Source organism: Acidovorax sp. 94, assembly GCF_003634645.1.
GTDB classification, from domain to species: Bacteria; Pseudomonadota; Gammaproteobacteria; order Burkholderiales; family Burkholderiaceae_C; genus Acidovorax; species Acidovorax facilis.
This window is the reverse complement of sequence record NZ_RBJA01000001.1, coordinates 1,217,365-1,242,871: the sequence shown is the minus strand read 5'-3', so window position 1 is coordinate 1,242,871 and position 25,507 is coordinate 1,217,365. Positions and strand designations below refer to the sequence as shown.

Genomic DNA, 25,507 nt, shown 5'->3' with positions numbered 1-25,507 from the left:
TTGCCATAACAAGGCAATTACCAGCAGCAATGATCGCAAGCGATGGGGCATGCTATCAATTGTAGATCACAGCCTATGGGGTCGAGAGTTCCCTGCTGGACCCAGTGGCATATTCGTACCCGACAACCGCTGATAGACCCATCATGCAAGCGGTGAAGGTGAGGAGAGAGCAATACTGGCGACCCCTCAGTCCCACGCTGCGCCCTGGATGGACGCAGACGTTGGCAACTCACCGCACACGCCTCAGCGCCAGCGTACCCATGGCCATCAGCACGGGCGCCAACCCAAAGGCAAGCAAAGGCGACATTGCCGTCCACAACAAGCCCACGGCCGAGGTGGAAATCAGCTGGCGATGCCGTTGACTGTGCCCAGCGCGCCATAGCCGGTGGCCAGCTTGTCCTGCGCCACCATGTCAGCCGTCACCGTCGATTCCAGCGCCTCCTGAACGGTCATATAGAGCCCAGCGGCCAGGAAAACCAACGCCAACACGGGAATGCTGTCGACTTGCCACCAGAAGGCAGCCACCGCTCCCAGCGCCGTCAGCGCGCCCAGCGCATAGCCGATCACCAGTACTTGCAGCGAGCCGATGCGGTCGGCCCGCGCGCGCACCGGATAGGAGGCCAGGAGCTGCACGACATTTCGCCATACATAGAGCAGCCCGGCTACCTGGGCGGCGTGAACGATGCCAAGGCGCGCTGTCAGCAGTTGGGTGGCCGCCAGAATGAGCAGGCTGTGTGAGAAGTCTCCCAGTCCGAAAACTCCTACCGCGGCCAAATATTTCTTGAAGCGAGATGGCAGGCCGCGCAGGGTGTTGAAAAGGCGCAGGCCGGGATTGGGTGAGTGCGCAGGATCCTGCACCAGGGTCAGGAACGCGATGACTGCAAGCACGCCCTGGATGACGCTGAGCCATAGCACCAGCCGGAACGGGCCAGCAGCATCTGCCCAGTGCAGGTCTTGTGCCCAGCCCAGCAGGGTTACCCCCAACAATGGGCCGACGACGGCGCCGATCGTATACATTGCCCGGTGGAAACCGGAGGCCCGTTCACGCGCTTCGGGATGGATGGCCTGGATCACGATGGCATCGCGCAACGGGCCACGCAACCCTTGCCGAACCAGGACAACAGCCGCCCCGCCAGCAGAAGTGGCCAGCCTGCGGCCAATGCGATCAGGGCTTGGCCCACAGGGGTCAATGCATAGCCCAGAAGCACCAGCAGCTTGCGATGCCCTAACTTGTCGGCGATGTAACCAGACACTATCTTGGTGAAGCTGGCCATCGCATCGGCGGCGCCTTCGATCAAACCCAGGGCTGCCGCCGGCACGCCCAACACCGCCAGAAATCCCGGCAGGATCACGGTCGTGGTCTCGTAGCAAAAGTCGCCCAGTGCGATGGTCAGACCGACACCGCCGACGGTGCGGTTCAGCCAAGGCTGGAGAGGCACGGCGGTGTCTTATGGGCGGGGAGCAACTTCGGGACTCATGGGTGGACTCCTTAAAGTTCGTGGGCTCGTTGACAGCCATGACGCCGGTCCACGATGGGAGGTATCAAGAAGCCTTGCCCGCGCGCTTGCGGGGCACTGATTTGGCTGCTTGTGTGTTTTCCCCTGCGCCGGCCTTTGTCGCCGTTCGCTTGGCCGCTGCCGGCTTGTTGGGCAAGCCCTTGCCGCTTTGCTCGCGCTCAAACACCTCGTTGGCATAGTTTTCCAGCAGCACTTCGCACTCAGCCAACTGCTGTTCGGCGGTGGCTCGCGCGGGGGCACCGAAAAAGTCCAGCGCCTTGATGCGGTCCAGCCATCCCTTGAGTTTCTTCAGGTCCTCGTCGTTTTCCTTGACCTCGGCAAAGGTGTAATGGTCGGCAAGAAACTCTTTGGCGATCTCGCCCTTGTAGTCCTCACATTTGTCGAGGAACTCTTCGTAGTCCTGATCGCGGTCCTGCTTGAAGCGACCGACCACGAGTTCCTGCTGCTTCGCGTCCATGGCCTGGGTCTCAAAGATCATGGCTTCGCCGCCGGCCTGTTCGATGTCGGACTGCACCATGCGCATCTGGCGCTGGTGTTCGCTGCGGCCAGGCAATACGCACAGGCCGCTCTGGAGGTAGACCGCCCCCAGGCTTCGGATGCGACGCCATATCGCCACCCTCAACTTGGATGGCTCGGTTGGCACCTTGTAGGTCAGGAGCAACCAGCTACTGAACGCACTGCGTGATTCTTGATTCACAAATAATGTAGCGGTAGTTACAATGAATATGTGCCAATACTAGATCAATCTTGCAAAATGTGCATAGCGAACGTGGAAAAAGGAAATTCCGATGTCAGTTCTGAATGACTTGCCCCAATGGGCGCGGCGCGTCAAACGCGATGGCGTCACGCTGTGGTTTGCCTTGCGCCACGCGGGCACCCCCTGGGCCGCCAAGACACTCGCTGCCGTGGTGGTGGCCTATGCGCTGAGTCCCATCGACCTGATTCCTGACTTCATCCCGGTGCTGGGCTATATGGACGATGTGCTGCTGCTGCCGGTGTTGATCTGGCTGGCCATCCGTCTGATTCCAGTGGAAGTGCGCCTTGATTGTCAGAACCAAGGGGACGAATGGATGGCACGCAATGGCGTCAAGCCCTCGACCCTTTGGGGCGTGGCGTTTGTGGCGCTGGTTTGGCTGGCAGTCGCGTGGGCTTTTTGGGTGTGGTGGCAGGGCTGAGTGCCCAACCCAATCTCACACGCAGATGGCACTCCTCCGCGAACAGCAACGCTGCATGAAATACCCAGTTTGGGCTCGGCTTGGTTTTCAAAATCTTGGTGTTGCGCACCGCATGCGCATGACGGGAGCACTGGCCCATGTGCAAGCGATGGGGTATAGCCCTGCTCGACTATGAACTGAGCGATCTAACTACTTTGACCTTGCCCCTGAAAAGTGGAGTTCTTAGCCTTGTTGAAAATACCGACAAGGAGTCAAGAGATGGCAGCAAAGCAGCTGCGTGCGCAGTACACGCAGGAGTTCAAACTGGAGGCGGTGCGTCAGGTGGGCGCTGGTCAGGCTATTGCGGTGGTGGCCAAGGTGCTGGGTATCCCCAAGACCAGTCTAGGCAACTGGGGGAGGCTGGCGGCCAAGGGGCCATTGAGCGGCGCTGGTGACGCTGACAAGGCCGCGCGGGTCTCGCCCGAGCAGATGGAGATAGCGCGCTTGCGCGCTGAGGTTGCCCGGCTTCGCATGGAGCGTGACATCGCAAAAAAAGCTGCGGCGTACTTCGCGCAGGACACGCTGCGAGGTACGACTGGATTCACCAAATGAGGAGCCAGTACCCGTTGTGCATCTCGTGTGGCGTGCTGGAGGTCAGCGCCAGCGGCTACTTCAACTGGCTGCACCGCCCACAGGACATGACTGGCAGAGCCGGCGGGCGCCACAGCGACGAGGCTGTGCTGGCCCACAAGCGCAACCTTGCGCTGTTCAGCGATGGATTGCGTATGAGCGCGCTGGGTGTACCAGATGCGACGCAGAAAGTCCTGCTGGAACATGTGCCCCACACTGAAGTTGTCATGCCTGAAGACGCAAAACGCCTCTGGGAGGGGCGACGGGGTTTATTCTTCAAGCCAGTCGCTGGGTTTGGCAGCCGCGCTGCCTATCGTGGTGACAAGCTTACCAAGCGCGTCTGGGGGGAGATCTTGGCCGGGGAGTATGTTGCGCAGGCGTTGGTGGCACCAGGTGAGCGCAAGGTCAACGCGGATGGTGCCGGACAGACTATGAAGTTTGATATGCGGGCGTACACCTATGAGGGATCTGTCATGTGGTTGGCCGCTCGCTTGTATCAAGGACAGACCACCAACTTCCGTACAGTGGACGGGGGCTTTGCACCCGTGTATAGCGGGCCAATGGTGAGTGCCTTCAGCGCACCATTGCCTTCAGGCGTCAGCAGCGATGATTCTGGTCAAATGGGGAAGCCGATTTGCGGGTGCTGATGCTTGACCGAAAAACAAATGAGGTTTCAACAACTCTGGAGTTTTCGCTCACCGAAACACTCAGCAGGCCTACTACGGAGTGGCCTGCTGAGCGAATCGCTGCCGTTACTTGGGAGTGGTCCCTTGGCTTGTTTCCTTGTGAGGCTTGGCTTCACGCTCGTTAGCCTTGTCTTGCCCGCGTGCTTCGGACTTGCTCGTCGTGGCCATTCCAGAGCCTTCGCCCCGGGCGGTACTGCCGTCATTGGCGCGCTTGACGGGGGTCACGGGGCGGGCTTTCTTGTGTTCCTCTCCATGCGCTTGCGCCTTGGAGTTGGTATTAGGCGTTGCTTCCTGGGTATCACCGGCTGCAAAGGCAGAGGATGCGGCTGTCAGTGCGAGGGCGATGAGAAGAGTTTTCATGATTTGTCTTTCGCGGCATTGCCGTAGAGTTGGGGAAATTCCCTCTGGATTGAGGGCGCTGTCTAGGAGTTGCTGGGATTACTTGGCTGGCTCGATGGCCGTCACGACCATCTTTCCGCCCTCGCTGACCACCATAAAGCTGACCTTGTCGCCGACCTGTACCTTGTCGAGCAGGGACTTGTCTTTGGCGTTGAACACCATGGTCATGCCCGGCATCTCCAAATGCTTGATCTCCCCGTGCTTGATGGTGATCTTGCTGCTGTCCTTGTCGATCTTGCGAACCTCGCCATCGGTCATGGAGGCTGCGGCGGGGGACGACTTGGCGGCATCAGCTGCAACCTGCGCCATGGTCGAGACCGGCAGCAGCGTGGCCAGCGACAGCAGTACGGCGGAGATGGCGGTATTGGTTTTCTTCATAAATGTTCCTTGTTCAGTGGGTTGGCACAGCAACCCGGGATTTACTTCTTGGAGACCTTGACCTGGCCCTTCATGCCAGCGTCGTAGTGGCCTGGGTACAGGCACGCAAAATTCACATCACCGGCTTTGGTGAATTGCCAGATGATTGCGCCCTGTTTGCCTGGTGCGAGGGAGATCTTGCTGGGCTCGTCATGCTCCATCTCGGGAAACTTCTTCATGGTCTCGTAGTGCTCCTTGAGCTCGGCCTCGGTGCCCAGACTGAACTCGTGCTTGACCTGGCCACTGTTCTTGATCACGAACTTGACGGTTTCGCCCTGCTTGACGGAGATTGCTGCCGGCGTGAAGCGCATGGTGTCAGCCATGTCCACGTTGATCGTGCGGGTCACCTTGGCAGCTTTGCCGGGTTGACCGATGGCTGACTCCTCGCTTGCGTGGCCGTGACCACCGCTGTGAGTGCCACCTGCAAAGCTGTTAAAGGACAGAGCCACCAGGGCGGAGGCTGCGATCAGGGAAAGAGTGCGTTTCATAGTTGCCTTGGGTTGTGAAGGTGATGGGGAACGTGGCAGTTAGTGGCCGCTGTGCGAAGACGGCTTTTTGACCTTGACGACAGTGTCTGAGCTGGACTTCTCTTTGCGAGGCATGGACTGCCCGCCCTCGGCCTTGAAGCGGGCCGGTTCAGCCATCGGACCGGTGTACTCGTAGGCCACCGTGCCCTCAGGGTTCTTGTACCAACCCGGGTTCTTATAGTCGCCCGGTTTCTGGTCGCGGCGCACCTTCAAGACACTGAACATCCCGCCCATTTCGACCGAGCCGAACGGGCCTTCTCCGGTCATCATGGGAATGGTGTTGTCCGGAATGGGCATCTCCATTTCCGTCATGTCTGCCATGCCGCGCTCGCCCATGACCATGTAGTCGGGAATCAGGTTGTTGATCTTCTTGGCCACGCCTCGGTGGTCCACACCAATCATGGTGGGAATGTCGTGCCCCATTGCATTCATGGTGTGGTGGCTCTTGTGGCAGTGGAACGCCCAGTCGCCTTCTTCGTCCGCGAGGAACTCGATTTGACGCATCTGTCCAACGGCCACGTCGGTGGTCACTTCATACAGACGGGTGCTCTTGGGTGTGGGTCCGCCATCCGTGCCGGTGACCAAAAACTCGTGACCGTGCAAATGCATCGGGTGGTTGGTCATGGTGAGGTTGCCGATGCGAATGCGCACCTTGTCGTTGAGCCGCACGTTCAAGGAGTCGATGCCAGGAAAGATGCGGCTGTTCCAAGTCCACAGATTGAAGTTCAGCATTTCCGCGACCTTCGGCGTAGCGGCCCCGGGCTCAATGTCGTAGGCACTTAGCAGGAAGCAGAAATCGCGATTCACTTCATCGATTAGCGGATGCTTGGTCTTTGGATGCGTGATCCAAAAGCCCATCATGCCCATTGCCATCTGAGTCATCTCATCGGCATGCGGGTGGTACATGAATGTCCCCGGACGGCGCGCAACGAACTCGTAGACGAAGGTTTTTCCCGACTGAATCACGGGCTGGTTCAGCCCTGCCACTCCGTCCATGCCGTTGGGCAAACGCTGTCCATGCCAGTGGATGCTGCTGTGCTCAGGCAGCTTGTTGGTCACAAAAATGCGAACGCGGTCGCCTTCCACCACTTCAATGGTGGGGCCCGGACTCTGGCCGTTGTACCCCCAAAGATGCGCCTTGAAGCCAGGGGCCATCTCGCGCACCACCGGTTCTGCCACCAGATGAAACTCCTTGACCCCCTGATTCATGCGCCAGGGCAGCGTCCAGCCGTTGAGCGTGACCACCGGGTTGTACGGACGCCCAGAGTTGGGCACCAAAGGCGCCATGGTGTCTGGGCTTGACTGGTACACGGGTTCCGGCAGTGCTGCCATCGCCACTCGGCTCACACTCGCTGCGGCCACGGCCCCTCCGGCAATGCCCGCAAATCGGAAAAAATCTCTTCTTGAATTCATGTTGGTTTCCTTGACGGGATCAGTGGCCTGCACCAGCTTCGGCAGCGGCTGCGCCACCGCCCGAGACGCCAGCACTGGTGGGCTTGCCGATGAGAGAGGCCTGAAGGGCGGCATCCGCCTGCCAGAACTGCTGTTCGGCGTTCAGGGCCGCCATCACCGAGTTCACCTGGTCACGGGAGTCAGCGAGCAACTCGAAAACGCTGATCAGCATCCCGTTGTAGCGAAGCTGGTTTTCTTCGGAGATGGTTTTTCGCAGGGGGATCACCTCGTCGCGGTGGTGGCGCGCGATGTCATACGCCGTGCGGTACGCGGAATAGCTCTCGCGCAAGTTCGAGCCTGCCGCGCGAGCTGTGGCCTCCAGGCGGTTGGCAGCGGCCAGGGTTTGCGCGTTCATGGCATCGCGTCGCATGCCACCCCAATCGAAGATCGGCAGCTGCAGACTGATCTCGAAGCCGCGCCGTGTGGAGTGGGTGTTCTCGGCTGCATCGAAGACAGAGTCGCGCCGTACACCCAGTTCTATGTCAGTGAAGGTCGTGATCGTGTTCCAGCCTTGCGTGCGTGCGGCTGCGTCGTAGTCAGCCTTCGCGATCTGCAGATCCAGCCGACCCTTGGACGCTTGGCGGCCAGCGTCCGATGGGGACAGCGGCTCCTTGGGCAGTGTGGGCAGGCGCTCAGGCAACTTGAGCTGCTGGGCTTGGTTGTCGTCCAGGCCCAGCAACCGCACCAGCTCCTCACGGGCTGCGGTGACTTGGTGCTGGGCGGTGGCCAGCTGGGTCGCTGTGTCGGCATAGAACGCTTGCTGGCGTGCACGGTCAAGCTTGTTGAAATTGCCCACCGACTGCATGCGCTTGGCCAGTTCAGCACTGGCTTGGGCGCTGGCGAAGACCTGCTGGGTGTAAGTCAGCGTCTGTTGCGCGGCGACAGCGCGGACCCAAGCCTGGCGCACCTGCGTCACTTGGTCGACCACGTCGCTACTCAGGCGTAACTGGGTCTGCTTGATTCGCTGCTCTGCAATACCTTTGCGTGTTGGCAAGGTCAGCAGATCCAGCAGGCCGAAGGACAGGAGGCGACCGATTTCCGTCTCATCTCCCAAGCGCACACGCTCCAGGCTCAGGATGGGGTTGGCGATGCGGCCGGACTGGGCTGCAGTGGAAGCGTCCGCCCAGTTTTGGGCCACGAGGGCCTGCATGGATGGGCTATTGACCAATGCAAGTTGTACGGCATCCTTTTGGCTCAGCGGTTTGGACAGCAAATCAGAAGCGCGCTGTCGCAACGTATCTCGCTCGCTCTGGTCCCGGGCCAAGGTGAGCTGGCCGTCCGTGAAGCTGCTTGCCGCCGCGTTGGCGCTGGAGAGGTTTTGCTCCAGATTCACGCTGGCGCAGCCAGACAAGACCGCCACTGCGGCCACGGCGATCACGAGTTTGGCGCGGGGCATGCGCAAGGGGCGGTTCATTGTTTGCCCCCGTGGTGTGCGTCATGGCCCTGCGCGGGTTGTTCCTGCCCGGTTGCAGGTGGCGTCTGGCGCATTTCCTTGGCATAGGCCCGCCATCCTCCGATTTCACCCACCTTGTCGTTGGCGGCCTTCCACGGCTGGACGGATTGCTCCTTGTAGACCTCATAGCCCGTGAGAGCTGATCGGTACGAAAGTTGGTAGTCCACCTTCGCGGGGGCAGCGTCCGGCATCTGAGCAAGTGTCAGAGAGGGTGCCAGCAGTGCTGCGGCCAGCCAGGGGATTGAGTTAAGTCGTGAAAGCCAAGAATTTCTCATAGATTCACCATGCGTTTTGATGCAACGCATTGTGTGAGTCAATGGCTTCCAAATAGATAACGTCTCAATTACATCTTTGTCATGTTCAAGAAAGGCAGAAATCTGCAGGCACACTGGCGACCTCTTGCAGAGCCAAGGAGGTCTCGTGAAGATACTGATCGTTGAGGATGAACTCAAAACCGGGGAATACCTGCGTCAAGGCTTGCGTGAAGCAGGATTCAACGCAGATCTGGTTCACAACGGTGTCGATGGCCTGCGTCTGGCTCAAGAGGAAGACTACGATCTGGTGATCCTGGATGTGATGCTCCCTCGGATGGACGGCTGGCAGGTCCTCACCAATATGCGTCGCCGTGGCCTTGAGATGCCCGTGTTATTTCTCACGGCAAAGGACCAGGTTCAGGATCGCGTCAAAGGCCTAGAGTTGGGCGCAGACGACTATCTGGTCAAGCCGTTTTCTTTTGCCGAATTGCTGGCAAGGGCCCGGACCATACTGCGGCGCGGCCGTAGTGGCGCCGAGGTGACCATTCTGCAGGTGGCCGATCTTGAGCTGGACCTTCTTCGGCGTCGGGTCAGCAGGTCCGGTAAGCGCATTGACCTCACGCCCAAGGAGTTCGGTCTGCTTGAACTGCTGATGCGTCGCCAAGGGGAAGTTTTGCCCCGTTCTCTGATTGCGTCGCAGGTGTGGGATATGAATTTCGACAGCGATTCCAATGTAGTCGAGGTTGCAATGCGCCGGCTTCGGGGCAAAGTTGACGATGCCTATGACGCCAAACTGATTCAGACGGTGCGAGGCATGGGGTATGTGCTTGAGGCGCCGCAGGAGAGTGCGTGAAATCCCGGTACTCGCTCACGACACGACTGACAGTCTTTTTTACGCTGGCTTCCGGGCTCGTGCTTGTTGGCCTGGGGACACTTGTTGCCATTTCCATTGACCGGCATTTTGTGGAACTCGACCGCGATGCTCTGCGCGACAAAATTCACCTCACACGTGAGGTGATAGGAAAATCCACGTCACCGCAGGACCTCAAAATTCGGCTGGACGACGTTTTGCACAGCCACGAGGGCCTTTTTGTCAGCGTTTTCCGTGACAGAGATCCGCTCTACGCGACTCCGGATTTCCAGTTTCCAGAGGACCTCATCGCCCAGACCCAGCAGGCCCGACTGGGGGTTGCATCCTGGAAAACCGCAGAGCGGGAGTACCGAGGAATGTCAGCATCTGTGACGTTGCCAGGTTCCGCCGAGCCGCCGCTGCAGGTTTGGGTGGCAGTTGACATTGCCCACCACAAGCACTTCATGTACGCCTTGATTCAGACGCTAGTGGGTTACGTGGCGTTAGCCACTCTGGTGGCGGGAATACTGGGTTGGTGGGCCGCAAAGAATGGCTTGGCCCCACTTCGGACCATGCGGTCTCGCGCCATGGCGATCACGGCGCAGCGGCTGGACGAGCGGATGCCAACCGAGGAGTTTCCGGTGGAGATGGCCGACCTGGCGACCACCCTCAACGAGATGCTCCGGCGCCTGAAGGAGGAGTTCGACCGGTTGTCCGAGTTTTCTTCGGACCTGGCTCACGAGCTGCGAACGCCCATCAACAATCTGATGACGCAGACCCAGGTCACGCTTAGCCAAACTCGCTCCTCCGAGGAGTACCAGGACATACTGGCCTCCAACGCCGAGGAGTACCAGCGTTTGGCCCGCATGGTGGCGGATATGTTGTTCCTGGCGAAAGCCGACCACGGACTCATTCTTCCCAGTACGGAAAAAATTGCTGTCCACGACGAAGCACAGGCCCTGTTTGACTTCTACGAGGCCCTTGCCGAAGAAAAGCAGGTCGGTCTGCAGCTTATTGGGGCGGCAGAGATCACTGGCGATCGGTTGATGCTGCGCCGGGCGCTGAGCAATCTCCTGTCCAACGCCATTCGCTATACCCCCCCTGGAGAACAGGTGGTCGTTGACATTCAAGGGGACGTTCACGGAACCACCGTGGATGTAGTCAACACTGGACCTTCCATCGACGCGCAGATGATCCCCCGCCTTTTCGACCGCTTCTTTCGGGCAGACAAGTCGCGCAAGCAACTGGACTCCGACGGTGCGGGCTTGGGCTTGTCTATCACCCAGGCGATTGTTCATGCGCACCGAGGCCGCATCTCTGTGAGTTCGGCCGATGGCAGGACTTGTTTTTCGATGTATTTCCCCAGTGCACAAAGCATTGGCAAGCACCTCACGACAGATGCATGACCCGCTTGCAACCCTCATAGACTGCTGGAAGACTGACCCGAGCAGCACTTACAACACCTGGTTCTTGTGGGACCAACGGATCAAGAACTTCCGTTCGATTCGCCGAGGCATCGCACAGGTGGTGGAAGACATCCGCGCTGGAACATTTGGCAATGCCTACCGTGGCTCTTCGCTGGAGACGATCGTGGGTTCTGTGGCGGAGCAGCGCCAGATTTTCAGGGGGGCAGACCACGCGTTCCTGTGGAAACCCAAATTGCGGATTCCCGACATCTACGAGAACGCAAGCAATCAGCGCGCCTTTGCAGACCTTCTTCACATGTGCGATCACTGCGACTGCGCGGAAGACGTGGTGGCCGCTATTCAGCGAATTGATGCAGTTGGCATCAAGGGTCTGGGGCCAGCGGTCGCCAACTTGCTCTACTTCATACACCCGACGCTGGTCTCTCCTTTCAATACAGCCATCGTCAATGGGTTCAATGCCGTGACTGGCGTACGCGTAAAGCTCGGGCGATGGGACCACTATCTCTCCATGCGAGAGCGCCTGCTGCGCCTAAACGCGCAGTACCGGCTGAAACTATCGAACGATCTGGGCGCGATCGCGGGACTCATGTTTGATATAGGCAGTGGCCGATATGCCGCACCGCCTCCGGCAATGGACGCTGCAGCCGCTGCTTTGTGGCAAGAGGATCTAGAACGCGTACGTCAGGAATCCACCGCATTGCAACGGGAACTGTCCCAAGCTACCGAGAGCGATGCGACGCACACGGGTGTCCAGGCTTCGCTGCGCGACCTGGGCAAGGCCCTCGGCTTTGAGGTCTGGATAGCGTCCAACGACCGGGGCCGCGCCCATGGCGGGGGGCTGCTGGGAGATGGATGCATGGCGCAGTTGCCCGCCAGCCTGGACCGAGGACTGGAGTCTGTGCGACTGATCGATGTTGTATGGGTTGATCCCCAGACCTCGCAATTCGCCGCTGCATTCGAAGTCGAACACACCACGTCCATCTATTCGGGCATCGTCCGCATGCTCGATCTGGCCTTGGGCACGCCGGTTGCAGGCAACTGTGCGCTGTTTCTGGTGGCTCCAGACAATCGCAGAGACAAGGTCGCTGAGCAACTTCAAAGGCCTGCCTTCTCCAGGGTGTCGGAGCTTGGAATCCGGTACTTGCCTTACAGCCAGCTGGAGCAGAACCATGCTTCCATGAGCCGCTTTGGGTCCAGCATCAAGCCGCTGCTAGAGATTTCGCAGCGGCTGTGAGCCACGGTTCATCGGCGCGGCGCGGTCCCTGTGGGTTTGGCTCCTTGGGCCCAGGGGGAGGCAATCCTCGGGGATGTCGGCAAGATGAAGTTCCTGTTATCCCAAACGCAGGGATTGAGGGGCAGAGGCTTGCGTCGCAAAAGTTACAGGTCAGGCGCCATTAGCTACGATGAGCCATCACCTTGGTAGAGATCTCCGAGGCGGCACTTCGCAAATTCTTCGCCAAAACCAAGAAGCTCTCGACATGAACGTCACTACTAAGCCATTAGATGCTCTATCGCCAGTCGGCTTGTTGGGAAACTCTGTGCACAAAGCGCCGAGCATCCAGGAAGGCGGTTTTCTGGACGCGATGAAGCAGGCGCTGACAACCACCAGCCATTTGCAAAGTGAGTCGGGTCGGCTGAGTCGTGAGGTCACACTCGGCAATCCCACGGTCAGCTTGGAAGAAACGATGCTCGCCGGAGTCAAGTCGAACATTGCGTTTCAGGCTACCCTGCAAAGTCGTAACCGAATTGTTCAAGCCTACACCGATGTGATGAATATGCAGGTGTGACTTGCTCTGGGCAAAAGCCACGTAGTCGGAGCACAGATCGGCGCGGACGCTTCCCAGCGAAGTCGGCACATTCCTGCGAGAGCATAGACGCGCGTACTTTCATTGGAGATTTACATGCAGTCCAAAGATCTTTGGGAGCAGGTCTACACGGCAAAGCCCACCTCTGGGGTGAGTTGGTTTCAGGAACACGCTCAGCAATCCACCCAGCTCATTCGGCAGACTTCAGTCGCCCGTGATGCGAGCATCATTGATATTGGAGGGGGTGCTTCAACTTTGGTCGATGATTTGCTTGATGAGGGGTACATGAAGGTCGCGGTTCTTGACTTGTCCGAGGCTGCTTTGTCGGCGTCACGGTCTCGACTGGGGGCGCGTGCGGACACCGTAACCTGGCTTGTGAGCGACATTACGCGCGTGGACCTTCCACGGCATGCCTACGACGTTTGGCATGACAGGGCCGTTTTTCATTTCCTTACCTCGTCGCACGAGCGGGAGGCCTACGTTCAGGCGGTTCTGCGCGCTGTCAAGCCCGGCGGTCACGTCATCGTGGCGACGTTTGCAGAAGACGGACCAGAGAGGTGCAGCGGTTTGCCCGTCATGCGCTACAGCGCCGACGGCTTGCACGCGCAATTCGGGGCCCCATTCACGCTCTTGCAGCAAGCGCGCGAAGAGCACCATACGCCACTCGGCACCGTCCAGAAGTTCATCTACTGTCTGTGCCGCAAAGAGCCGAGCTGAGGTTCGCATCGCGCCGATGCCTCCGATGCCCCTACAGACATATTTTCCTTGGGCCTATGGTTCGCTATGCAGGCGCTCTTGCCAGGCATCGACGTCCTCACGTGGACCGGACCGATTTAGAAGCGGGGAGCCTTGGTGGACTCATCCGATGTGACGGCGACGGCAGCATGCTGCGCTGCGTGGTATCGGTCCGGATAGATTTCGTTGAGTTTGCGGCCGTCTTCGCCCACAGCGACGACTTCGCCCTCGCGGATGGCACGTGCCAGCTCGCTCTTGACCTGGTCGCGTGTCTTCAGCGATTTGCTCGCCACGGTGGGATAGCGGCCTGACATCAGTTCATTGCGTTTGACCCCGAACTCGCCGGCCACCATGATGTCGCCTGTGCGGATAGCCTGCTCCAACTCGTCCCGCACTTGCTCCCGGGATTTGCCGACCTGAGTCGAAGTAGCCACGGGATAGGCGCCAGGATTGATCTGTTTGAGCGTAAGACCCGATTCGCCAAAGGCGAGCATGTCGCCGCTTCGCTGAGCCTGCGCCAATTCAGCCCGCACTTGTTCGCGCGTCTTGCTGACCGCTTGGTCCGAAGCAAATGCGGGGGCGGCGACGAGGGAAAGGACGATGAGGGTGGACTTGAGTTTCATGATGGGATTTCCTTGTTGAATAAATGATGGTGGTTTGAGTGCAACCGCAGGCCGGTCTTGAAGGGGCACACGATTGCAGGTAATCGTTGAGACAGCTCAGGGGAGTTGGCGGGCGTTGACCCAACCTGCCTCGCCGCCCAGGTCGCGCATGCCATCGCTGGTCACAGGGTTGCGCTTGGCGGCCTGCAACTCATCCAGAACTTGCTGGCGGGTCTTGGTGAGCTTGGGACCGGGGACGAGCGGATAGGTAGCGGGGTAGCCACGGCTGATCCAGTACAGCGAACCGTCCTTTTGAGCGGCCAGAACGGTGTTTTCGACAGCTTGGCGGCTGATCGCGTTGCCCAGGTGGTCGGGGGCCAGACTCACGCCTTCTTCCTGGCTTGGGCTTGCGTGGTACACCGAAGTGGCAAAGGACGCTGTAGCGGATGCAGCGAGGCTGGCGACTAGGATGGCGGTACGAACTTTCATGATGGTCTCCTGTGGCGCCGGATGCCCGATATGGTCCATCCAGGTGGCGTTTTTCTGCGCCACGTAGAGAAGTCTAGAAGCCGCACCCCTACGAAGCGGTGACCTTCCGATTACGATTTTGAAAGCCACAGGCCGCATGGGGGTTGCTGGCATGCTCTGAAGAGCGCATGAGCGAAGGATGGACCTTCGCTCGAAGGCGATTTCCTAAGGGCCTGCACTCTTCTTGACATTCACACAGGGACAAGGCCCAAGCTGCCAGTTTAGGCAAAAGCGACGCATGGAGGTGATGCTATGACCTACAAGATTGCTGATACCCGTCGACAGCTCAGCTACGCACTTTTGCGCGTTTTTGAGCAAGCGCGCGGGCAGCGGGAACCCGCTGTAGCCGATCTCGTGCTGTGTGCGCTTGAAGAACTTGCACGCAAAGACACCAACTGCCAGGGAACGCTTGATCGGGCGCACTTGCAATCGGTGGCTGTTGGCACGATTGTCGATGTCCCTACATCTTCATCAAGATGATTTTGCCGTACGCTTATGTTGCATTGATCACGCTCTTCATCGATGAACGTAGTGCGCTGCGCGGTCGTTGCCTCAGCAACTCAACTGTACGAGCAAACGACCGGCATACAGATATGAATAGCAACTGGCCGTTGCGGCGACCCTCGCGCGAATGTGATGCGTAAATTACAGCCCTGAAATCTCCTCGTAATCTATGGCGCATAACGACGGCAAATCGCTCGAAATCCGCGTCAATTGGCGATGCCAGCCTACAGCGCCGATTACCCCACGCGGCAAAAGATGGACGCTCCTCGCAGGCAACTGCGCAGGTTCTCGCTCATCTTTCGAGCTACTTATCAGGAGATTTTGATGAACCACACCCCGAACCAATATGTGTCTTGCATCGAGGCTTGCCAGTCGTGCGCCACGGCCTGCCATCAGTGCTTCGCAGCTTGTTTGAAAGAAGACGACGTGAAGATGATGGCACGCTGCATTGCCCTGGACGTCGACTGCGCAGCAGCGTGTAGCTTTGCGGCCGACGCCATGGCGCGCAATAGCGAGCATGCAGCTGCGATTTGCGCGCTGTGCGCTCAGATCTGCAAGGCCTGCGCCGATGAATGCGCCAGGCATGAGGCAGACCACTGCAAGGCCTGTGCGCAGGCTTGTCTCAAGTGCGCCCAAGAGTGCGACGCCATGGCGCGTGCGGCTTAATCCCGTTGCTTAACTCCTGGAGAGCATCTATGAAAACATTCCCAGCTTCTCACTCGCTGTCCGCCGCCGCTGTCATAGCTTGTGGCTTGTTGTCGCCTCTGGCACTGCATGCCCAGACCGCTCCCCACTCGGGCATGAAGGGCGCCGGTATGGATCAATCGATGCCTCACGGCAAGATGGACATGAAGGCAATGATGAAAGAGAACAACGACAAGATGGCATCCGTGCCAATGTCGGGCAACCCAGATGTGGATTTTGCCCAGATGATGCGGGTCCACCACCAGGGTGCGATTGACATGGCCCAGGCCCAGTTGCGGGATGGCAAGGACCCGAAAATGCTCAAGATGGCCAAGGACATCGTTGCCGCTCAGAAAAAGGAAATCGCTGAACTGGATGCATTTTTGGCCCGCAGTGGCAAGACACCTGCCGCTCCTACCAAATAGTCCTGAGTCCGATGTCGCTGCCCTGGCTCTTGGATCGTCGAAATCCAGGGCAGTGCCGTTTGGGAAGGGATCGGATGCCTGTTGCAGTCCAGGCCCTTGATTGAGGTCAAAGGTGGCAAAGGTTCTTGCTTGACACTCCCACCGTGTTAAGCCTTATCGTTCCCACGAGGTCCGCCACCTGTGACCTTTGTTGGAGAACACCATGAACCACAGCCACACCATTGAGCATTCGGGTGCTACAAAGCCCGCAGGAGGTAGCAAGAAATTGATCGGTGCAGTGATCATGCTTGGACTGATCGGGGCATTCTTCCTGCTCAGAGAGCACTGGTCGCATATCGCAGGTTTTTGGCCTTACCTGCTCTTGTTGGCCTGCCCACTAATGCACCTTTTCCATGGGCATGGGGGCCACGGTTCGCATGGCGGCGAATCGGGCCGCAAGTAATCCCGAGCAGCGCAAGACACTCATCTTCAGGAACTACAACCATGGCTACAACAGCGCCGCACGATCATGCTCACCACGAGCATCCTCCTCATGAAGGTCATGAAGTTCATGAAGGTCACAAACCTCCATCCTCGACGGCGCTGAAAGACCCCGTCTGCGGTATGGCGGTGACTGCCCAGTCCCAATACACTGCGCTCCACGAGGGCCACAACTACTACTTTTGCAGCGCGAAGTGCCAGGGGCGCTTTGTCGAGGCACCGCAGAAGTACGCACCGGGCGCTCATGGCACGTCCGGCACTGAGCCTGAAGCAACTCAGCCCGGCACCATCTACACCTGCCCCATGCACCCAGAGGTGCAGCAGGATCATCCTGGAAACTGCCCCAAATGCGGCATGACATTGGAACCCATACTCCCCACGCTGGATGAGGGAGAAAACGCCGAGCTCGTGGATTTCCGGCATCGCTTCTGGTGGACGCTGCCCCTCACCGTCGTGGTCACTTTTCTGGCCATGGTGGGGCACCGGCTGCAGTGGTTCGAAATGGCCACCCAGAGCTGGATTGAGCTGGTGCTGACGGTTCCCATCGTGCTGTGGGCTGGCTGGCCCTTCTTTGTGCGTGGCGCCCAGTCCATCGCCAACCGCAGTCCCAACATGTGGACGCTGATCGGTCTGGGCACCGGTGCCGCTTTTGTCTACAGCGTAGTCGCCACCGTGGCGCCTGGGGTATTTCCAGCCTCGTTCCAGGCCATGGGCCGCGTGGCGGTGTACTTCGAAGCGGCAGCCGTCATCATCTCGCTCACGCTGCTCGGGCAGATGCTGGAGCTCAAGGCACGCTCGCAGACCTCGGCCGCCATCAAATCGTTGCTGGGCCTGGCCCCCAAGACCGCGCGGCGCATCGACGCCAACGGCGAGGAGAGCGACGTCCTGCTGTCCCACGTCCATGTTGGTGACCTGCTGCGCGTACGCCCCGGGGAGAAGGTGCCGGTGGATGGCGTAGTGGTCGAGGGGAACAGCGCGGTAGACGAAGCCATGCTCACTGGCGAGCCGCTTCCCATCGTCAAAGGACCTGGTGATGCAGTCATTGGTGCCACGCTCAATACCAACGGTGCGCTGGTGATCCGGTCAGAGCGGGTGGGTTCTGCCACCATGCTCTCGCAGATCGTTCAAATGGTTGCTCAGGCACAGCGCTCACGCGCTCCAATGCAGCGGATGGCGGACCAGGTGGCGGGGTACTTCGTGATGGCCGTGGTCGGTATCGCGCTGCTCACGCTGTTTGCGTGGGGCCTGTTCGGGCCGGAGCCACGTTGGGTCTACGGCCTGGTGAACGCCGTGGCGGTGCTGATAATCGCGTGTCCTTGCGCGTTGGGCCTCGCGACTCCAATGTCGATCATGGTGGCCACTGGCCGGGGAGCGACCAGCGGCGTGCTGTTCAGGGACGCCGCAGCCATCGAGAATCTGCGCAAGGTGGACACGCTCATTGTGGACAAGACCGGCACGCTGACAGAGGGCAAACCCTCCTTCGAACGTGTGGTGGCCATGCCCGGCATCTCAGACGATGAAGTGCTGCGCCTGGCGGCCAGCCTGGACCAAGGCAGCGAGCATCCGCTGGCCGACGCAATTGTCCAGGCGGCCCGCGCGAAGGGCCTGACTCTGGACAAGCCCGAAGACTTTGAGTCCGGGTCTGGGATCGGCGTAAGCGGTCGGGTCGCCGGGCGCCAGCTCGCCTTGGGAAACACGGTCCTCATGGAGCAGGTGGGCGTTTCTGCGGATCCGTTGCTTGCGCAGGCAGAGGCCTTGCGCGCCACAGGCGCCAGCGTGATGTATCTGGCGGCCGATGGCCAGCTTCAAGGTCTCTTGGCGGTTTCGGACGCCATCAAGCCCAGCACGCCCGAAGCCCTGGCAACCTTGCATGCGGCGGGACTGCGCATTGTGATGGCCACAGGCGACGGTATGACTACCGCCAAGGCGGTGGGTGCAAAGCTGGGGATTGATGAGGTCCACGGAGAAGTCAAACCTGCGGACAAGCTGGCTCTGGTGTCGCGGCTGCAGGCCGAAGGCCGTGTCGTTGCCATGGCGGGGGACGGAATCAACGACGCGCCCGCCCTTGCCAAGGCGGATGTGGGGATCGCGATGGGTACCGGCACCGATGTGGCGATGAACAGCGCACAGGTCACCTTGGTCAAGGGCGATCTGCGGGGGATTTCCACAGCGCGGGAATTGTCGGAGGCAACGGTGGGCAACATGAAGCAGAACCTGATGTTTGCCTTCCTCTACAACGCGCTGGGCATCCCGATCGCCGCAGGGCTGCTGTATCCCTTCACCGGATGGCTGCTGTCGCCAATGATTGCGGCCCTGGCGATGAGCCTAAGTTCTGCGTCGGTGATCACCAACGCGCTGCGGCTGCGCAAAGGCTGAGTTAGCTCTGCAGGCCCGGATTTGATCTAGGTTAAGTCCGTGACCACCGCTGGGGATACCATTCGCACCATGATCTTCGCCAAAAGCACGGTATCGCGCCAAGGACGCTGGATAACCAGCGTTCTGGTCGCGGCGTTGCTTCTGATGCAGTTCGCGTTGGCCGCCTATGCCTGTCCCAAGCTGGACTCCGCCGCCCATGCGGCGTTGATGCAAAAAGTGGACATGGTCATGGAAGATGCGGTTGGCATGCCTTCCATGCCCGAATGCCATGCAATGGCGGGCACCATGGATGAGCAAGATCCCCAGCTGTGCCGAGCCCATTGTGACGGCGACAGCTTGTCCTCCCCCTCGCTACAAGGTCTCGATCTGCAGGCGCTCGCGGCGCACGCCATCTGGGTTGCTTATGTGCTGCCCGTGATCCTGGACTCAGAACGCCATATTGACCCTCGGGCTGTCTACGCAGAGCTGGACAGTCGAGCGGGCTCTCCCCCCATCTATCTGACCCATCAGGTCTTTCGGAATTGAACGTGCACGGCGTGTGCGCTGCCTTGCAGCGTGCGCGCAGGTCTGACTTCGTGCCCCTTCATTTCGAGGACCATCATGCCCAACATCTCCTTCGGCGCTCCCTGCGAGCGCCTGCCTGCGCAACTGCGCATTCATCCTCTCTCGCCGCGCATCCGTGTGCGCAACCTCAACCATCTGCGCCTTTGCGCTCTCGGATTCCTACTGGCCGGCATCGGCCTTGCAGGCAACCAGGCCCACGCCCTGGGGTTTGCCGAAGCCTTGGATCTGGCGGAGCAGCACAGCCCTCGTATCACGGCCCAGCGGCTGCAGATTGACGCAGCCAGCAGTACCCAGAAGTCGGCGGGAACTCTGCCGGATCCAAAGCTCTCGGTCGGGGTCGAGAACTTTCCCATCAGCGGCATGGATCGCTTCAGCCTTACGCGCGAGTCCATGACCATGCAACGCCTGGCGCTGATGCAGGAGGTTCCCAACCGTGCCAAACGAGATGCGCAGATCGCCAGCGCCCAGGCCAAGGTGGAGCGCGAACGCGCCACTCTGGGGGTCCAGCGTCTGCAGATCCGCCAGGAGCTGAGCCAAGCCTGGATCATGGCCCAGGCCATTGAACAGCGCGACCAGGTGCTTGCCGGTCTACTGAGTGAGAACCAGCGCCTGCAGGACAGCCTGCCTGCCCGCATCGCAGGGGGGACGGCCCAGGCGGGCGATCTTCTGATGGCCAAGCAGGAGGCTCTTGCGCTGTCGGACCGCAGGGACGATCTGCAGCGGGACCGATCCAAGGCCAGGGCGATGTTGCGGCGCTGGGTTGGCGCCCGCGCCGACGAGGCGCTGCAGGGAGTTCCCGGGCCGCTGAGCCGCCCTTTGGACCAGCTTCGGTCAGAGGTACACCGCCACGCGGAACTCGCGCAGTACCCCGCCATGCAAGCCATGGCCTTGGCGGAAACGCGCGAAGCCCAGGCAGAAACCAAGGGTGATTGGTCCTGGGAAGTCGCCTACAGCCGCCGCGACCGCCGCTGGGGCGACATGGTGTCTTTCCAGGTGACCTTTGATCTTCCCTGGCAACAGGAGCGGCGTCAGGGACCCCAGATCAAGGCCAAGCAGCTGGAGCTGCAGCGCCTGGAAGCCGAGCAGGAGGACGTGACCCGCAGGCACCTACAGGAGCTGGAGGACAGCGCCTCAGAGCTGGCGGCACTGAACAGTCAGATCGAGCGGCTGCAATCGGCTGGCATCGGCTTGGCACAAGGGCGCGCCGAACTCGCGTTGGCCAACTACCAGTCTGCCAAGGGCGATTTGAGCGCCGTGCTGGCTACAAGGGCCCAGGTGCGGGAGGCGCACTGGCGACTCATTGAGCTGCAGGCACAGCGGGACACGGTGATTGCCCGCCTGAACAGCCTGATCGCGGACTGAAGGGAGAACCACATGACCAATACCGTTTTCAAGAAGACCGTTGTGGCCGTGGCATTGGTTGCCACAGGCATCGCCCTCGGCTGGGGCGTCTCCCAATGGCGCACCGCGAGCAACCACGCCTCTGGCGCCGTTCCTACCTCGGCCGAAACTGCGAAGGCCGACCGCAAGGTGCTGTACTGGTACGACCCCATGGTGCCGACGCAGAAGTTCGACAAGCCAGGCAAGTCGCCCTACATGGACATGGCGCTGGTTCCCAAGTATGCGGATGAGGGCGCAGAGGAAAGCTCCGGCCTGAGCGTCTCCGCGCAGGCAGTACAAGCGCTCGGCCTGCGCACGGCCATGGTCGAGCAGCGCGACATTGGGTCCGATGTGGACGTGCTGGGCACGGTCCAGCTCAATGACCGGGATGTGAGCATCGTCCAGGCGCGCTCAGCCGGGTTCGTGGAGCGGGTCTACGCCCGGGCCCCGGGCGACGTGGTGGCCGCAGGCGCGCCATTGGCCGATCTACTGCTGCCAGAGTGGGTGGCTGCGCAGCGCGAGTTTCTCGCGGTCCGGGCGCTCAAGGACGAGTCGCTGACGACAGCAGCGCGCCAGCGGCTGTCGCTGCTGGGCATGCCTGCCTCGCTCGTGGCCCAGGTGGAGCGCACGGGCGAACCTCAGGGCCGCTACACGGTGACCTTCCCGCAGGCCGGCATGGTGGCTGAACTGATGGTGCGCCAGGGCATGACGGTCTCTTCGGGGGGCAGTCTGGTGCGCGTAAACGGCCTGGCCAGCGTCTGGATCGAAGCGGCCGTTCCTGAAGCGCAAAGCGGTCCCTTGCAACTGGGGCAGGACGCCCAGGTCCGATTGGCCGCGTTTCCGGGCGAAACCCTCAACGCCCGGGTCGTGAGCATCCTCCCAGAGGCCAACCGGGACACCCGCACGGTGCGCGTGCGCCTGGAGCTTCCCAACCCCACCCAGCGCCTGAAGGCGGGCATGTCCGGGCAGATCGTCCTGGCCGGACGCACACAACCAGCGCTGCTGGTGCCCAGCGAAGCGGTGATCCGCACCGGCAAGAGGGCGTTGGTCTACGTGGTGGACGGTCCTGGCAAGTACCACCCCGTCCAGGTGCAACTCGGCGGGGAAATCGATGACCGCCTCGTCATTCAAGGCGGCCTCACCGCAGGACAACAGGTGGTCGCCTCGGCACAGTTCCTGATCGACTCGGAAGCCAGCCTGCGAGGCATCATGCCCGCACTGCCTCCAGGCAGCAGCGCGCAACCCATCGCTGAACAGGGTTCCTCGGCCTCTGCGGCTCCGGCGTCCAAGAGCTTTACGGTGCGAGGGGTGGTCGATGAGGTCACGCCCACCGAGCTGACCCTTACCCACGAGGCCGTGCCTGAACTGAAGTGGCCCGGCATGACCATGCCATTCAAGTTGGCAAACCCAGAACTGGCAAAAGCACTGAAACCCGAGCAGCAGGTGAAGTTCACCTTCCAGCAGCAAGGCAAGGACTTCGTGATCACTGCCGTGGAAAGGATCAAGCCATGATCGCGCGTCTGATCCGCTGGTCGGTGGCGAACCGACTCCTGGTTCTGCTGGCGACCGTGATGCTTACGGCCTGGGGCGTGTGGGGTGTGCGCAGCACCCCCGTGGACGCTCTTCCCGATTTGTCGGATGTCCAGGTCATCATTCGCACTTCCTATCCCGGCCAAGCACCGCAGATAGTGGAGAACCAGGTCACATACCCGCTGTCCACCACCATGCTGTCCGTCCCGGGCGCCAAGACGGTGCGAGGTTTCTCGTTCTTTGGCGACTCATTCGTCTACATCCTGTTCGAGGATGGCACGGACCTGTACTGGGCGCGCTCGCGGGTGCTGGAGTACATGAACCAGGTGCAGGGACGACTACCCGCTACGGCCAAGTCGTCGTTGGGCCCAGATGCCACCGGGGTGGGCTGGATCTTCCAGTACGCCCTGGTAGATCGCACCGGCAAAAACGACCTGGCCCAGCTTCGCGCCTTGCAGGACTGGTTCCTGAAGTTCGAACTCAAGAGCCTGCCCAACGTCGCTGAGGTGGCATCGGTCGGGGGCATGGTCAAGCAGTACCAGGTCGTGCTCGATCCCATCAAGCTCGCGGCCCAAGGGCTGACCCAGGGACAGGTGCGCGAGGCCATCATGGGTGCCAACCAGGAAACGGGTGGATCGGTGCTGGAATTGTCCGGGGCCGAATACATGGTGCGCGCCAGCGGCTACCTGAAGACGCTGGATGATTTTCGGGCCATCCCGCTGGTGTCGCGCGCAGGGGTGCCTGTGCGCCTGGGGGATGTCGCCACCGTCCAGATCGGGCCGGAAATGCGGCGCGGCATCGCTGAACTCGACGGCGAGGGGGAAGTGGCTGGAGGCGTGGTCGTGCTGCGATCTGGCAAGAACGCCCAGGAAACGATCCAGGCCGTAAAGGCCAAACTCAGCGAGCTGCAAAGCAGCCTGCCCCAGGGCGTGGAGATCGTCACCACCTACGACCGCAGCGCACTCATCGAGCGGGCGATCCAGAACCTCACCACCAAACTCGTAGAGGAGTTCATTGTGGTGGCGGTGGTCTGTGTCTTGTTCCTCTGGCACCTGCGTTCTGCGCTGGTCGCCATCATTTCTCTGCCGCTGGGGATCATGGCGGCGTTTCTGGTGATGCGCTACCAGGGCATCAACGCCAACATCATGTCCCTGGGCGGGATTGCAATCGCCGTGGGCGCCATGGTCGATGCAGCAGTGGTGATGATCGAGAACGCCCACAAGAAGCTGGAGGCCTGGCAGCACAAGCATCCCGACCGCCAACTGGTGGGGGAAGAACGCTGGAAAGTGATCACCGAAGCTGCCGAGGAGGTGGGCCCCGCGCTGTTCTTCTCGCTGCTTATCATCACGTTGTCCTTTGTGCCCGTTTTTACGCTGGAAGCACAGGAAGGCCGCTTGTTTGGACCGCTGGCGTTCACGAAGACCTACGCGATGGCCGCAGCTGCGGCACTCTCGGTCACGCTGATCCCGGTCCTCATGGGCTACTGGATCCGGGGGCGTATCCCTGACGAGCAGAAAAACCCCATCACCCGCGCGCTGATTGCCGTGTACCGACCTTGCCTTGAGTGGGTCTTGCATCGTCCCAAATCCACCCTGGTCATCGCCGTGCTGGCGCTGACGACCACGATCTGGCCCCTGTCGCGGTTGGGGGGCGAGTTCCTGCCCAGGCTGGATGAAGGCGATCTGCTGTACATGCCGTCAGCCCTGCCGGGCCTGTCGGCACAGCGAGCCACGGAGCTTCTGCAATTGAGCAACCGGATGATCAAGACGGTGCCCGAGGTCGAGCGCGTCTTCGGCAAGGCGGGCCGCGCAGAGACCGCCACCGATCCGGCCCCGCTGGAAATGTTCGAGACCACGGTGAAGCTCAAGCCCAGAGACCAATGGCGTCCAGGAATGACGCCCGAGGGCCTGATCGAAGAGTTGGACAAGGCCGTCAAGATCCCCGGCCTGTCCAACATCTGGATTCCACCCATTCGCAACCGAATCGACATGCTGGCAACCGGCATCAAGAGCCCCATCGGTGTCAAGGTGACGGGCAACGACCTGCAGGTGATCGATGGGATCGCGGCACAGGTCGAGCAGGTCGCCAAAGGCATTCCGGGAGTGGCCTCGTCACTGGCCGAGCGCCTGACAGGGGGCCGCTACGTCGATGTCCGCATCGATCGCACGGCCGCGGGGCGCTACGGGCTGAATGTGTCCGATATCCAGGCCGTGGTCTCCGGGGCCATTGGCGGTGAAAACGTCTCGGAAACGGTCGAGGGCCTGGCGCGCTTCCCCATCAACCTGCGCTACCCGCGTGAGTGGAGAGACTCGCCCGAACGGCTGGCCCAGTTGCCCATCTCCACCCCCATGGGGCAGCAAATCACGCTGGCAACGGTGGCCAGCATCTCCATCACCGATGGGCCGCCCATGCTCAAGAGTGAGAACGCCCGTCCATCGGGCTGGGTGTATGTTGATGTGCGGGGACGAGATCTGGCATCGGTGGCCAATGACCTGCGCGACGCGGTGAGCCGACAGATCAAGCTGCAGCCAGGAGTCAGCATCACGTACTCTGGCCAGTTCGAGTACCTAGAGCGGGCCAATGCTCGCCTCAAGGTGGTGGTACCAGCCACCTTGCTGATCATTTTCGTGCTTTTGTACTTGACCTTCTCGCGCATGGGTGAGGCGGGACTGATCATGGCGACGTTGCCATTCGCGTTGACCGGGGGCATCTGGTTCCTCTACCTGATGAACTACAACCTGTCCATCGCCACCGGTGTGGGCTTCATCGCCCTGGCGGGGGTCGCGGCAGAGTTCGGGGTGGTCATGCTCATCTACCTCAAGCAGGCACTCGCAGAGAGATGTCCAGACGGCAGGCAGCCCACACTGGAAGAGCTGCTGGACGCGATTCGGGAAGGTGCCGTGCTGCGCGTGCGACCCAAGGCCATGACCGTGGCAGTCATTCTGGCGGGCCTGGTGCCCATCGTGTGGAGCAGCGGGACAGGCTCGGAGGTCATGAGCCGCATCGCGGCTCCCATGCTGGGCGGTATGGTGACCGCACCGCTGCTTTCTTTGTTCGTGATTCCTGCAGCCTATGTGCTGATGCGAAAGCCAAGGAGAGTGAAAACAGAGGCATCTGGAGGCTGAACG

24 protein-coding genes and 2 pseudogenes are annotated in these 25,507 nt (G+C 60.6%); 16 read left to right on the top strand and 10 right to left on the bottom strand.

Annotation, left to right across the window (positions count from 1 at the left end; all coding sequences use genetic code 11):
* Positions 1–342: 342 nt before the first annotated feature.
* A pseudogene (locus C8C94_RS25830) lies at positions 343–1,352 on the bottom strand (MFS transporter).
* Between the two features lie 190 nt (positions 1,353–1,542).
* Complete coding sequence (locus tag C8C94_RS05810; RefSeq protein WP_199731203.1) at positions 1,543–2,178, bottom strand: Chromate resistance protein ChrB; 636 nt, start codon at positions 2,176–2,178, stop codon at positions 1,543–1,545.
* A gap of 127 nt (positions 2,179–2,305) precedes the next feature.
* Between C8C94_RS05810 and C8C94_RS05805 the strand changes: the two genes are divergently transcribed.
* Positions 2,306–2,692, top strand: coding sequence for a YkvA family protein (locus C8C94_RS05805; RefSeq protein WP_121420050.1), 387 nt, complete (start codon positions 2,306–2,308; stop codon positions 2,690–2,692).
* A gap of 258 nt (positions 2,693–2,950) precedes the next feature.
* Positions 2,951–3,948, top strand: a pseudogene (locus C8C94_RS25820) (transposase).
* A gap of 105 nt (positions 3,949–4,053) precedes the next feature.
* Here the strand turns inward: C8C94_RS25820 and C8C94_RS25425 are convergent.
* The 6 genes from C8C94_RS25425 to C8C94_RS05775 form a co-directional block, all read right to left on the bottom strand.
* Positions 4,054–4,347 (bottom strand): hypothetical protein, encoded by a 294-nt coding sequence (locus tag C8C94_RS25425; RefSeq protein WP_147433236.1) that lies wholly within the window; start codon positions 4,345–4,347, stop codon positions 4,054–4,056.
* A gap of 78 nt (positions 4,348–4,425) precedes the next feature.
* A complete protein-coding gene (locus C8C94_RS05795; RefSeq protein ID WP_121420049.1) occupies positions 4,426–4,764 on the bottom strand; it encodes a copper-binding protein in 339 nt (112 codons plus the stop codon).
* 41 nt (positions 4,765–4,805) lie between these two features.
* A complete protein-coding gene (locus tag C8C94_RS05790) occupies positions 4,806–5,291 on the bottom strand; it encodes a plastocyanin/azurin family copper-binding protein (RefSeq protein ID WP_121420048.1) in 486 nt (161 codons plus the stop codon).
* A gap of 39 nt (positions 5,292–5,330) precedes the next feature.
* Positions 5,331–6,743 carry a multicopper oxidase family protein gene (locus C8C94_RS05785; protein ID WP_121422724.1) on the bottom strand — a complete coding sequence of 471 codons (1,413 nt, stop codon included), beginning with the start codon at positions 6,741–6,743 and terminating at the stop codon, positions 5,331–5,333.
* A gap of 19 nt (positions 6,744–6,762) precedes the next feature.
* Entirely contained in the window at positions 6,763–8,196 is a 1,434-nt protein-coding gene (locus C8C94_RS05780) for a TolC family protein (RefSeq protein ID WP_121420047.1), read from the bottom strand.
* A complete protein-coding gene (locus C8C94_RS05775; RefSeq protein ID WP_233573407.1) occupies positions 8,193–8,426 on the bottom strand; it encodes a hypothetical protein in 234 nt (77 codons plus the stop codon). Before C8C94_RS05775 ends, C8C94_RS05780 begins: the two co-directional genes overlap by 4 nt.
* Before the next feature lie 229 nt (positions 8,427–8,655).
* Between C8C94_RS05775 and C8C94_RS05770 the strand changes: the two genes are divergently transcribed.
* The 5 genes from C8C94_RS05770 to C8C94_RS05750 all read left to right on the top strand — a co-directional run bounded on the left by C8C94_RS05770 (position 8,656) and on the right by C8C94_RS05750 (position 13,288).
* A complete protein-coding gene (locus C8C94_RS05770; RefSeq protein ID WP_121420045.1) occupies positions 8,656–9,342 on the top strand; it encodes a heavy metal response regulator transcription factor in 687 nt (228 codons plus the stop codon).
* Positions 9,339–10,745: a heavy metal sensor histidine kinase gene (locus C8C94_RS05765; protein ID WP_121420044.1), complete on the top strand. Its 1,407-nt coding sequence runs from the start codon at positions 9,339–9,341 to the stop codon at positions 10,743–10,745. Before C8C94_RS05770 ends, C8C94_RS05765 begins: the two co-directional genes overlap by 4 nt.
* Positions 10,738–12,000 (top strand): type II restriction endonuclease, encoded by a 1,263-nt coding sequence (locus tag C8C94_RS05760; protein ID WP_121420043.1) that lies wholly within the window; start codon positions 10,738–10,740, stop codon positions 11,998–12,000. Before C8C94_RS05765 ends, C8C94_RS05760 begins: the two co-directional genes overlap by 8 nt.
* A 244-nt stretch (positions 12,001–12,244) precedes the next feature.
* Positions 12,245–12,553 carry a flagellar hook-basal body complex protein FliE gene (fliE, locus tag C8C94_RS05755; RefSeq protein WP_056745009.1) on the top strand — a complete coding sequence of 103 codons (309 nt, stop codon included), beginning with the start codon at positions 12,245–12,247 and terminating at the stop codon, positions 12,551–12,553.
* 114 nt (positions 12,554–12,667) lie between these two features.
* On the top strand, positions 12,668–13,288 hold the full coding sequence (locus tag C8C94_RS05750) for a class I SAM-dependent methyltransferase (protein WP_121422723.1): 621 nt from the start codon (positions 12,668–12,670) through the stop codon (positions 13,286–13,288).
* Between the two features lie 116 nt (positions 13,289–13,404).
* Here the strand turns inward: C8C94_RS05750 and C8C94_RS05745 are convergent, their stop codons facing one another.
* Complete coding sequence (locus tag C8C94_RS05745; protein ID WP_008904063.1) at positions 13,405–13,929, bottom strand: DUF4148 domain-containing protein; 525 nt, start codon at positions 13,927–13,929, stop codon at positions 13,405–13,407.
* Positions 13,930–14,025: 96 nt separating this feature from the next.
* The gene (locus C8C94_RS05740) at positions 14,026–14,397 is read right to left on the bottom strand and encodes a hypothetical protein (RefSeq protein WP_082486177.1); all 372 of its coding nucleotides are present in this window, start codon (positions 14,395–14,397) and stop codon (positions 14,026–14,028) included.
* A gap of 291 nt (positions 14,398–14,688) precedes the next feature.
* Here C8C94_RS05740 and C8C94_RS25420 point away from each other — a divergent pair, with 291 nt between their 5' ends.
* From C8C94_RS25420 to C8C94_RS05700, 9 genes are all read left to right on the top strand, one after another.
* Complete coding sequence (locus tag C8C94_RS25420; RefSeq protein WP_147433235.1) at positions 14,689–14,916, top strand: hypothetical protein; 228 nt, start codon at positions 14,689–14,691, stop codon at positions 14,914–14,916.
* A 279-nt stretch (positions 14,917–15,195) separates the two neighbouring features.
* Positions 15,196–15,606: a four-helix bundle copper-binding protein gene (locus C8C94_RS05735; protein WP_015012978.1), complete on the top strand. Its 411-nt coding sequence runs from the start codon at positions 15,196–15,198 to the stop codon at positions 15,604–15,606.
* A 134-nt stretch (positions 15,607–15,740) separates the two neighbouring features.
* Positions 15,741–16,049: a DUF305 domain-containing protein gene (locus tag C8C94_RS05730; protein WP_051022494.1), complete on the top strand. Its 309-nt coding sequence runs from the start codon at positions 15,741–15,743 to the stop codon at positions 16,047–16,049.
* A 202-nt stretch (positions 16,050–16,251) separates the two neighbouring features.
* Positions 16,252–16,491, top strand: a complete 240-nt coding sequence (locus C8C94_RS05725; protein ID WP_082486164.1) for a DUF2933 domain-containing protein — start codon at positions 16,252–16,254, stop codon at positions 16,489–16,491.
* Positions 16,492–16,532: 41 nt separating this feature from the next.
* Positions 16,533–18,905 (top strand): heavy metal translocating P-type ATPase, encoded by a 2,373-nt coding sequence (locus C8C94_RS05720; RefSeq protein WP_255424228.1) that lies wholly within the window; start codon positions 16,533–16,535, stop codon positions 18,903–18,905.
* Between the two features lie 69 nt (positions 18,906–18,974).
* A complete protein-coding gene (locus C8C94_RS05715) occupies positions 18,975–19,430 on the top strand; it encodes a hypothetical protein (RefSeq protein WP_121422721.1) in 456 nt (151 codons plus the stop codon).
* Between the two features lie 75 nt (positions 19,431–19,505).
* Positions 19,506–20,831: a TolC family protein gene (locus C8C94_RS05710; protein WP_121420042.1), complete on the top strand. Its 1,326-nt coding sequence runs from the start codon at positions 19,506–19,508 to the stop codon at positions 20,829–20,831.
* A 12-nt stretch (positions 20,832–20,843) separates the two neighbouring features.
* Positions 20,844–22,361 (top strand): efflux RND transporter periplasmic adaptor subunit, encoded by a 1,518-nt coding sequence (locus tag C8C94_RS05705; RefSeq protein WP_121420041.1) that lies wholly within the window; start codon positions 20,844–20,846, stop codon positions 22,359–22,361.
* Positions 22,358–25,504, top strand: coding sequence for an efflux RND transporter permease subunit (locus C8C94_RS05700; protein ID WP_121420040.1), 3,147 nt, complete (start codon positions 22,358–22,360; stop codon positions 25,502–25,504). Before C8C94_RS05705 ends, C8C94_RS05700 begins: the two co-directional genes overlap by 4 nt.
* Positions 25,505–25,507 lie beyond the last annotated feature (3 nt).